Below are 9,254 nucleotides of genomic sequence, written 5' to 3' on the forward strand. Positions count from 1 at the left end.
ATTATACCCTCTCAATTTCATGGATGCCGAACAATCCATGGGGTTTAAAGAGTAAAATAATTAAAAGGATCACATAGGGCATTACCTCGCCGGTGCCGTTGAGTCCCCAGTTGCCATCCAGATATCCACTGGCAAACTGCTGGATCAACCCCATGATGATCCCGGCCACCACAGCCCCCAATATGGAGTCAAGCCCCCCCAGAATCACCACGGGAAACACCACCACCCCAAAGGCATGGAGGGTGTCAAAATTCAGACCTGTGATATTTCCAATGATGCATCCGGCCGCAGCCGCAGAAAGCCCCGCCGTTGCCCAGGCAAGGCCAAACACTGTCTGTACACTGATGCCCACGGACATGGCTGCAAATTGATCGTCGGACACCGCCCGCATGGAGATACCCACAGTGGATTTTTTAAAAAACCAGGAAAATCCGCCAATGAGAACCATGGTGACAATCACCCCCACCAGCTGGGTCCAGGAAATGGAGACACCGCCATAGGAAAGGGGGGTGTGGGGCAAAAAGGCGGGGAATGAAAAATTTTCACTGCCAAAGGGTGTGAGATAAATCAACCCATCCAGAATGGAGGCAAGACCGATGGTCACCATGATCACCGATATAATGGGTTCTCCGATGAGACGTCGCAAAAAGATTTTTTCCACGCTCATGGCCAGGAAAAATGTGGCCCCCATGCTGATAATAAAAGAGAAAAAAACAGGAATCTTTGCCCACACCGTAAGGGCATAGGCAATAAAGGCGCCGGCCGCAATGAGCTGTCCATGGGCAAAATTTGCCACCCTGCTTGATTTATAAACAAGGACAAGTCCCAGGGCAGCCAACGCGTAAATTGAGCCCACCACAATGCCACTGACCACAATTTGAAAAAAATAACTCATCAAACCTCCTCCAGGGTATAAAAAACAATCTTTGTTTTCACGGTGGTTGATTGTCCGTCCTGGTACTGGAAAAAGGCCTCAACCTCTTTTTCCTGAACGCTTTTCTCGTACAGTCCATGATAAAGATCCCGGTATTTTTCCTGGACAAATTTCCGGCGTATTTTTCCGGTTTTGGTCAATTCTCCGTCATCCACATCCAAAAGCTTGTACAAAAGGGCAAAACGCTTGATACGAAAATGTTCTTTTTCCGCTTTTTCATTGACCTCTTGTATCTGTTCCATGATCAATTGTGCCACGTCCGGGTGGGCTGAAAGTCCCATGTAAGTGGTGTAGGAAATCCCATTATCCTCGGCCCATTTTCCCACCACAATGGGATCAATGTTAATCAAAGCCGCCACATAGTCTTTGTGATCCCCATAAATCACAGCCTCTTTTATGTAAGGACTGAATTTAAGCTTATTTTCAAGGAACATGGGGCTGAACATTTCGTTTCTTTTGTTGTGCATGACATCGGAAATACGATCAATGACCACCAGGTGTCCCCGGTCATCAATGTATCCGGCATCCCCGGAATGAAGCCACCCGCCCTCCAGAAGTTCCTTGCTCTTTTCCGGCAGATCAAAATATCCCGGAGACACGGAAAGGGAGCGGGAAAGAATTTCACCTTCCTTGGAAATGCTGCACTCCGTTCCGGGAAGGGGGAGCCCCACGGTGTCCGGGCGAACATCACCGTCCCGGTGCATGTAGGCAATTCCCGTGATCTCCGTCTGACCATAAATCTGCTTGAGATTTACTCCAATGGCCTGGTAAAAAGTAAACAGCTCCGGTCCCAGGGCCGCACCGCCGGTGTAGGCCCGGCGCAACCTTAAAAAACCGATCTGATTGATCAGGGGACGAAAAATGATCTGCCGTCCCAGCCAGGCTTTGATCTTAAGCCCCAGGGGCATACTCTCACCTGTCATTTTGTATGTGGCGGCCTTTTCGCCCTGCTTGATAAAGTAATTGTACAGCTTTTTATTGAAGCCATAGGACTGGTCAATCTTTAACCAGATTTCCGATCGCATGGTTTCGTAGATCCGTGGGGCACCAAACATGAAATGGGGACCAATTTCCTTTAAATCGTCCATGGCTGTTTCAACGGATTCAGGAAAATTAATGGTGATACCCGTGGCCATTGCAATACCAAAGGAGTTCATCTGTTCGCCGATCCATGCAAAGGGCAGAAAAGAGACGTACTCATCCGTGGGTTCCAGGGGATCCACCCTGGTGATCTGAACCCCCATGTTGATATAATTTAAATGGGTCATGATGGTGCCCTTGGGAAGACCTGTGGTTCCTGAAGTGAGGCACAAATGGCAGGGATCATCGGGTTTTCCCCGGTCCACCAGTTGGTCAAATAACTGAGGATCTTTATCATATAAAGTCTCGCCCTGTTGATACAGCTCCTTGATATCCATAAACCAGGAATCTGATTGATAATTTCGCATGCCCCGGGGATCTTCATAAACCACCTTTTTAACCCCGGGAACCTGCTCTCTTATCTCCACAAGCTTATCCACCTGCTCCTGGTTATCGCAGAACACCAGTGACACTTTAAGATATTTCAGGATATGGGCAATTTCATCGGGCATGCTGGTTTGATATACACCGGCGGAAATGGCACCAAGAGAGTGGGCGCCAATGGCCATGAAAAGTAATTCAGGAATGTTATCGCTGATGATGGCCACGGTGTCGCCCTTTGATATGCCAAGGGATTTAAGCCCCAGACCGGTCTTTCGAACATGGTCGTAGTAGTCATTCCAGGTATAATAATTCCAGATACCAAAATCCTTTTCCCGGAGGGCCACTTTGTCTCCGGAGATGTTCACCCGCCAGCGAAGGAGTTGGGGAATTGAGTATTTTAACAGCTCATCGGTATTTTCCATATGCTATGACCCTTCTCCGATATAGGCTTCAATTACTTTGGGATCAGCGGCCACAGCTTCCGGGGTTCCAGAACCGATGACCTGTCCAAAATCCAGTACATAAATCCGATCTGAGATGTCCATGACCACCCCGAGATCATGCTCCACCAGCACCACGGTGGTGTTTCTTTCCTGCTGAATATCAATGACGAACCGGACGATATCCTCTTTTTCTTCAAGGTTCATGCCTGCCATGGGCTCATCCAGCAACAGGATTTCCGGTGCCAGGGTCAGTGCCCTTGCCACTTCCACTTTTTTTTGTACCCCGTAACTTAAATTGCCCACCAGGCTTTTTCTATGGGGTTCAAGTTCCATAAAATCAATGACATGCTCAACATAGGCGCGATTTTCCGCCTCCATGCGGGATGCTTTGCCATAAAAGAACAGGGCCTGTAAAAACGAATATTTCAAATTTTGATGTCGCGCCAGAAGCAGATTATCAAGAACCGACAGCCCACTGAAAAGCTCAAGATTTTGAAAGGCCCTGGCAATGCCCATATTTGAGACCTCATGGGGAGAACAATGGGTCAAGGGCGTATCTCCATAAAGGATTTCCCCTTGGGTGGGGTGGTAAAACCCTGAAATGCAATTTAGAATGCTGGTTTTACCTGCACCGTTGGGCCCGATGATGGAAGTGATTAAACCGGGTTCAATGGTCATATTCACCTTGGAAAGTGCATTCAGCCCTCCAAAGGAGAGCGTCACGTCAGAAACCGTCAAATGGGACATGGCTGATTCCAATACTGATTTTATTGTGTTTGGGGTGATCAGTGTTGCACCCTATGGAAATATATTGGGAGCGCAAACTGCATATGAATTTATATCACAAGATGTATTTTATTAACTTTTTTAATAGCAATAAAAAAATGAATTTGATTTATAGTGCAATATATTGACAGTTACAAAAACACAAGTCAAGTAAAAAAAAGAGAGAAAAAGAGAAAATCAAAGGATGGCATGGAAAATGGGGTTCAAATGTTGAGACAGTAATATCCAAAAAAGGATATACAGGTAGACAGGGAAAGATAGCGTGTAATCTGGATAATTTGTAAATTGAGGAAAAATTCCGGGGACAGTCAAATAAAATGTCCCCGGATAACCCACATGGCTTTGTGGTGAAGAGATAGAGTCCAAAACAACCAAAGGTTATTTTTCTTGACACATAGGGACAATGATATTACTCAGACAGGGTCCATGGCTTTGTAAAATAGGTTTCGCGAACTTCAGAGGCCTTTGACTTTGCCCAATTTTCCAGTCCCATTCTATTTATTAAACAGAGATTGAAGACCTTCATATTATGGGGCAGCTCAGAAGACCTGTCCGCATAAGGATGTAAATTGTCACATGGAAATTCGTTACAGTCTCCACAAAAATCAACGCCCTTGTTTTTAGAACATTCATATGCAGCACATCTATGCGAATCACCAAAAATATGCTTTTGTAATGGTATCTTACCATCGTGATCCCGGCATCCTTTGCACAGCATTATTTCAACAGGCACATTATGGTCTTTGGACATTTTTTCAACAGCAGCTCTTGAATCTTTGTTTTTAAGAGCCAAATAGAAATGGCAGTTAAAACAGTCAAGGCCACAAGGAGCGGTCATTTGAAAGTAATCCACGGTTGATCCTCCTAATGATTTTAAGATTAATTTGGACAGGCAAGATCATAATTCAACTATGGGCAATAAACATCACCCATTTGGGGGATATCCATATTCTTAGCAACGGTCAGAAGGTCGTCAACGGTGATATTTTTTTGTTTTCCGTTGACAGTCATTTTATGCTGATCTCCGAACAATTCGGCAGAATTTATTCCCAAAGTTATCTGGAAGGCTGCTGGCCAGCAAGCCGGGTAAACCATGAAAAGTGATGGAGTCTATATTGGGAAATGACCAACTGGTCCCTTCTCTGGCATCTCTCAGGCCCATGGTTAAAGGGGCCAGGTCGATTCCTTTCTTTAAAAATTGGGGATCGTATTCAAACGTAGCACACGTATTACTTTTGTCCCATGCAACATAACCTGCTGTGTCTCCCCCAATTTTAATAGATGCGGTTGTTATCGGTTCCATCAGGGCATCTTCTCCTCATTTTTTGGGGTGGTTTTAAAAATTTTTCCTTCAGCTAACCTTTGATAGCATACTCAAAGCGGGTCTTGTCACCTGGGTTTGGGGAGGGTCAGTGATCTATTTCCCAGGCAATAGGTTGGATTCTTGATTTGATTTTATCTAAAGTGGCAAGCAGATCAGTTTCATCCGGTAATTGTCCAAAAACCATATGTTTGAAGGATGTTCGATATGAACTTCTAACGGATGGCCATATTTTTTCAGGGGCATGGAAAATGATTGCTGAACAAGGATGTTTTTTTAACCATTCGTTGTTATTTCTATAACCAATGAAGTCATCTTGTCCTACTTTCAACAACATATCAATAAAATCAGTTTCTTCCTGAATTGCGTCAAAATAGAATTATCCAGCTTCTTCCATTCCTTCAAAGCCGTTGGGAGAAACTTGAGTTTATAGATCATCGATATCTACCTCAATGGCCTGGGCTTTCTCATGTTCACGCTCTTTAGCGATCAGGCCGAGTTCATAATCCTCCAACCTATCAAGGATTTGCTGATAGGTGTCGGCTGGGATCAAGTAAGCGGTTGGTTTGTTGTGGTTTAAGATAGCAATGGGTTCTCCGCCTGATGCGTCAATCAATGCTGAGGGGTTTTTCTTTAACTCAGAAATACTTGCTGAACAGTTAGCTAATACGGCCTCCATAAAGACCTCCATTAATAATGGTTGATATTTAGGTCTTATTTATAACCGTTTCAAGCAAAAAATCTTGACATATCTCCACACTGGCTGCCATGTGTAATTAGGGTACAACGTGGAGGTAAGGGGCGCCGCCAACAGCTTCCGCGAAATTCGGCAATTTTAAATCAGACACATTTCCTTGCGGCCAAGACCCGCTTTTAAATGCCCATGTTGTAATACCCCCATGGTTGTTGTTGGTGTACGAACCCCAACTCCCAAGCCGGGTTAAAGTGAGTTGATTGACAAGGGCCGACGTTAAATATCAACAAGCAAAGAAGTTAAGGTGCTGATTTTATAATTGTTTTAAAAAAAGCTTTTAAAAAAAGCTCGGCTATAGCTGTGTCTTGTTCCCCAATATGGGGCACATAAAAAATTCCCTGCCCCCTCCTCGAAAAAAGATATTTTCTTATACCCATCACATCAATATTTACAGGGCTTGTTCAACAACAGGATAAAATCGTGGTTCGCTGCGCTCACACGATCTATCCTTGTTCGTTATGGCATATCCTCGCCATTAATCCATAGTTCATACTCGCTGATATCAATGTTTTGATCCCAAAATATTGCATATCCACCCTGTTCAACTCGAACATTTTTAAAGAAAAACGAATTTTTCAATGGGGCAAACATTTCTTTTTTTAGCAGTGGTGCAATATTATATCTTTTTTTATATTGATTATCGAAAACTATCTCTAATGTGTATTCACCGACAGCTTTTGCTGATTTAATCTTAGGATGCATAATTTACTCCAACGGTGGCAATTTTCGAAATTCCTGCTTATTCCACATTTCACGCAACTCATTCTGATATAGCTTTGACCATTCCACTATCATTTTCTTTGCTCGGTTTGGTAGATCCCCCTCAATCATTTCAATAGTTTCAATATTGAACAAACCGACATATTCTCCATATACTGCATGAAAGTGTGGTGGAGGGTGATCACCGAAAAAAAGTTTTATGATTATTCCGTAAAATCTCGCTATTTCAGGCATTTCATTCTGTCCAAGTAAAATTCATTAACCATAATAATATGGCTCAACTGGAAATATTTTTTCATAAAATACTTTGTTTCATTGCCACAAACGTTTTCCAAATACCCATAATAACATGTCCTACTCTTTTGGTAAAACTATGGATTGTGAAAGCTATAGTGTATAAATTGCCTCTGCAACACTCATTCAGAGCAATATTCTCTGCATAACATCAGTTATTCCGGCATCCAGCATTTTTTTAGCAGAACCCTGGTCAAATCCTGGAACATTTTCAACAAAATCCAATGGAAACGGGAGGAGACCTTACCAACTATTCTGACACAGGGGGGGAATCCCGGGGCAAACCCGGGTAACTGCACAATTTTTTTACCCGGCTTTGGCCTCCTTTACAAACAGCCCGATCTATCACCAGGCATGTTGCGCTATCCCTGCGCAATATTGCAGATACCTAAAGTTTTGAACCGGGTTTAACCGCTGAAAACCGGCCGGACTTTTGGTTTTTCACATCAAAAGAAAGGCCGTTTTTTTAATTTTCATCAGACCTGATCATTAACCCATCCAGAAAACCGGTAACCTTTCCCCCTATACACCCGCGGCTTCTTGAACCAAAGGATTAGTACCGAGCTTCGTGCCTCAGCACGGTTACTAATCCTTATTTTGTTATCTGATCAGTTCTATTTTTATCAGATTATTATGTTTTCGGGTCAGTGACTTAATTTGGAACTTGCAAGACGATTTAGACTTACACCAGCTTCTGCTGCTTTGATAGCAAGAGTACGATGAACATCTGGCGGAACACGAACCATAAATTTACCGCTATAATTTTTAATAGCGATAGGTTCAGGAATTTTTTCTTTATTCCCCTTCATATCCGTTACCACATCGGCAACTAAATTTCGGATACCTTTCAAAGCGGCCTCAGGCGTTTCAGCCAACCAGCTTAAACTTGGAAATTCTGCACACAGACCAATATACTCATCGTCATCGGCTGACCAAGTTACTCGGTATGTGTAGTGATTATTTTTTATTGCCATTCTCCACCTCCAAACGCTCAATGGCTTTTAGGACTTGCTTGACTTGGTAGGCCTTCGCTTTTCCTTTAGAGTTCTGGATATAAACACGAGGGTCTCCTTTCCAAGGGGTTTTGTATACTCTATGGCTTGAGCCTGATTGTCTCGCGTCACCAAAGTAAAAATCACAAACTTTGCATAAGTCTGAAAACTTGACATCTTTTGGACTGTTTTTAAACTGCTTCAGTTTTTCAGCTATGCTTTTCATATGTAAATGATACTACTATTGATATCAATGTCAAGTTTAAAATTTGTCTATCCTCATCACTGGAATACGGTTCTAAAAGATAATCGCGGTGCTGACCGGCACCGTGCGCAGATCAAGCAGACGGAGTCTGGTTGATCTGTGTGCGGTGTCCGGTCCAGTACCTTGTGGTACGCCCGGCATGGGCGTGAACTTATGGGGTGCAAGTCCCCTATACGTGAATCCTGTTAACTGAGTTACAGTTAACACAAGTATTAGCCGAAAACAAGGGCGGAACCGTGAGGAACCGTCTGAAGGAAGTTGGAGCGCAAAACTATGAGCCGACGAACAGAAACAGCATATAAGGCCTGGTCTCCGGGTAAGTTAGCCACACATAACAAAGTCCAGGATTCAGGAGGCAAGGTAAATGCTGCGGTTGTGTAGTGACAGTTCACGTTCTTATCCGGGGAGATCTGCTTTGCATGCATTGATTTTCTTTTGCAATAACTCCCGGGCAGGACCTACCGGGATACCAAGGTCCAGGCATCACCGGCTGTTGCCGACGGTGATGAGATACAAACAACGGGCAGCACCTGCAAAAGAAACTTCTTTGCGCCTTTCAAGGTAACTTGTCTGGTGACAGGGCAGAAGTCAGCAGAAGTCATAGTAGCCAAATGCCGGGAGTAATGCCCCGGACAGGGTGAAGGACTGAAAGTCAGGAGCGAAGGAAAAGGTATCCACTTGCTCTGTACATACAATGAATCCGAATGGATGAGTAGTGTACAGGCGCATGATGGGAAAACCATTCTTCAAGCAACTTACCCGGTTACGGCCCGGTACTCTTGATTAAACGCCCTGTGCGGACCCGCACGCAGGGTGTTGTGGGGGCTGGGGGATTAAAACCCCCGGCTACCCGATTACGCCCGGCATGGGCGTGAACTTATGGGGTGTAAGTCCCCTATACGTGAATCCTGTTAACTGAGTTACAGTTAACACAAGTATTAGCCGAAAACAAGGGCGGAACCGTGAGGAACCGTCTGAAGGAAGTTGGAGCGCAAAACTATGAGCCGACGAACAGAAACAGCATATAAGGCCTGGTCTCCGGGTAAGCCAGCACAACATGTCAAAGCCCAGGATTCAAGAGACAGGGTAAATGTTGCGGTTGTGTAGTGACAGTTCACGTTCTTATCCGGGGAGATCTGCTTTGCATGCATTGATTTTCTTTTGCAAAAAATTCCCGGGCAGGACCTACCGGGATACCAAGGTCCAGGCATCACCGGCTGTTGCCGACGGTGATGAGATACAAACAACGGGCAGCACCTGCAAAAGAAACTTCTTTGCGCC

The 9,254-nt window shown here is 44.4% G+C and carries 12 protein-coding genes; all 12 read right to left on the reverse strand.

Going from position 1 to position 9,254, the window contains the following annotated elements; translation table 11 throughout:
* Nucleotide 1 precedes the first annotated feature (1 nt).
* Nucleotides 2–895, reverse strand: a complete 894-nt coding sequence (locus B9A32_RS17315; protein WP_084071220.1) for a branched-chain amino acid ABC transporter permease — start codon at nt 893–895, stop codon at nt 2–4.
* The gene (locus B9A32_RS17320; RefSeq protein WP_084071221.1) at nt 895–2,820 is read right to left on the reverse strand and encodes an AMP-binding protein; all 1,926 of its coding nucleotides are present in this window, start codon (nt 2,818–2,820) and stop codon (nt 895–897) included. Before B9A32_RS17320 ends, B9A32_RS17315 begins: the two co-directional genes overlap by 1 nt.
* 3 nt (nt 2,821–2,823) lie before the next feature.
* On the reverse strand, nt 2,824–3,588 hold the full coding sequence (locus tag B9A32_RS17325; protein ID WP_084071222.1) for an ABC transporter ATP-binding protein: 765 nt from the start codon (nt 3,586–3,588) through the stop codon (nt 2,824–2,826).
* A 448-nt stretch (nt 3,589–4,036) separates the two neighbouring features.
* A complete protein-coding gene (locus B9A32_RS17330) occupies nt 4,037–4,480 on the reverse strand; it encodes a DUF3795 domain-containing protein (RefSeq protein WP_170923886.1) in 444 nt (147 codons plus the stop codon).
* A 159-nt stretch (nt 4,481–4,639) separates the two neighbouring features.
* The gene (locus tag B9A32_RS17335) at nt 4,640–4,930 is read right to left on the reverse strand and encodes a HipA N-terminal domain-containing protein (protein WP_084071223.1); all 291 of its coding nucleotides are present in this window, start codon (nt 4,928–4,930) and stop codon (nt 4,640–4,642) included.
* A 106-nt stretch (nt 4,931–5,036) separates the two neighbouring features.
* Nucleotides 5,037–5,285, reverse strand: coding sequence for a hypothetical protein (locus B9A32_RS21910; protein WP_084071224.1), 249 nt, complete (start codon nt 5,283–5,285; stop codon nt 5,037–5,039).
* 90 nt (nt 5,286–5,375) lie between these two features.
* Nucleotides 5,376–5,627, reverse strand: coding sequence for a type II toxin-antitoxin system Phd/YefM family antitoxin (locus tag B9A32_RS17350; protein WP_084071225.1), 252 nt, complete (start codon nt 5,625–5,627; stop codon nt 5,376–5,378).
* Nucleotides 5,628–6,158: 531 nt separating this feature from the next.
* On the reverse strand, nt 6,159–6,404 hold the full coding sequence (locus B9A32_RS17355) for a DUF2442 domain-containing protein (protein ID WP_084071226.1): 246 nt from the start codon (nt 6,402–6,404) through the stop codon (nt 6,159–6,161).
* Nucleotides 6,405–6,407: 3 nt separating this feature from the next.
* Nucleotides 6,408–6,656, reverse strand: a complete 249-nt coding sequence (locus B9A32_RS17360; RefSeq protein WP_084071227.1) for a DUF4160 domain-containing protein — start codon at nt 6,654–6,656, stop codon at nt 6,408–6,410.
* A 704-nt stretch (nt 6,657–7,360) separates the two neighbouring features.
* Complete coding sequence (locus B9A32_RS17365; RefSeq protein ID WP_084071228.1) at nt 7,361–7,690, reverse strand: type II toxin-antitoxin system HicB family antitoxin; 330 nt, start codon at nt 7,688–7,690, stop codon at nt 7,361–7,363.
* Nucleotides 7,674–7,934, reverse strand: a complete 261-nt coding sequence (locus tag B9A32_RS21915; RefSeq protein ID WP_084071229.1) for a toxin HicA — start codon at nt 7,932–7,934, stop codon at nt 7,674–7,676. Before B9A32_RS21915 ends, B9A32_RS17365 begins: the two co-directional genes overlap by 17 nt.
* A 497-nt stretch (nt 7,935–8,431) precedes the next feature.
* Nucleotides 8,432–8,575, reverse strand: a complete 144-nt coding sequence (locus B9A32_RS21920) for a hypothetical protein (protein WP_212637988.1) — start codon at nt 8,573–8,575, stop codon at nt 8,432–8,434.
* Between the last annotated feature and the right edge of the window lie 679 nt (nt 8,576–9,254).

The organism is Desulfocicer vacuolatum DSM 3385, assembly GCF_900176365.1.
Taxonomy (GTDB): domain Bacteria; phylum Desulfobacterota; class Desulfobacteria; order Desulfobacterales; family Desulfobacteraceae; genus Desulfocicer; species Desulfocicer vacuolatum.

Bases quoted from the DNA above. Each gene is read 5' to 3' on its own strand.
- B9A32_RS17335 (WP_084071223.1), bottom strand. From the start codon at position 4,930: ATGGAACCGATAACAACCGCATCTATTAAAATTGGGGGAGACACAGCA.
- B9A32_RS17315 (WP_084071220.1), bottom strand. From the start codon at position 895: ATGAGTTATTTTTTTCAAATTGTGGTCAGTGGCATTGTGGTGGGCTCA.
- B9A32_RS21915 (WP_084071229.1), bottom strand. From the start codon at position 7,934: ATGAAAAGCATAGCTGAAAAACTGAAGCAGTTTAAAAACAGTCCAAAA.
- B9A32_RS17325 (WP_084071222.1), bottom strand. From the start codon at position 3,588: ATGTCCCATTTGACGGTTTCTGACGTGACGCTCTCCTTTGGAGGGCTG.
- B9A32_RS17355 (WP_084071226.1), bottom strand. From the start codon at position 6,404: ATGCATCCTAAGATTAAATCAGCAAAAGCTGTCGGTGAATACACATTA.
- B9A32_RS21910 (WP_084071224.1), bottom strand. From the start codon at position 5,285: ATGTTGTTGAAAGTAGGACAAGATGACTTCATTGGTTATAGAAATAAC.
- B9A32_RS17365 (WP_084071228.1), bottom strand. From the start codon at position 7,690: ATGGCAATAAAAAATAATCACTACACATACCGAGTAACTTGGTCAGCC.
- B9A32_RS17360 (WP_084071227.1), bottom strand. From the start codon at position 6,656: ATGCCTGAAATAGCGAGATTTTACGGAATAATCATAAAACTTTTTTTC.
- B9A32_RS17350 (WP_084071225.1), bottom strand. From the start codon at position 5,627: ATGGAGGCCGTATTAGCTAACTGTTCAGCAAGTATTTCTGAGTTAAAG.
- B9A32_RS21920 (WP_212637988.1), bottom strand. From the start codon at position 8,575: ATGACTTCTGCTGACTTCTGCCCTGTCACCAGACAAGTTACCTTGAAA.
- B9A32_RS17320 (WP_084071221.1), bottom strand. From the start codon at position 2,820: ATGGAAAATACCGATGAGCTGTTAAAATACTCAATTCCCCAACTCCTT.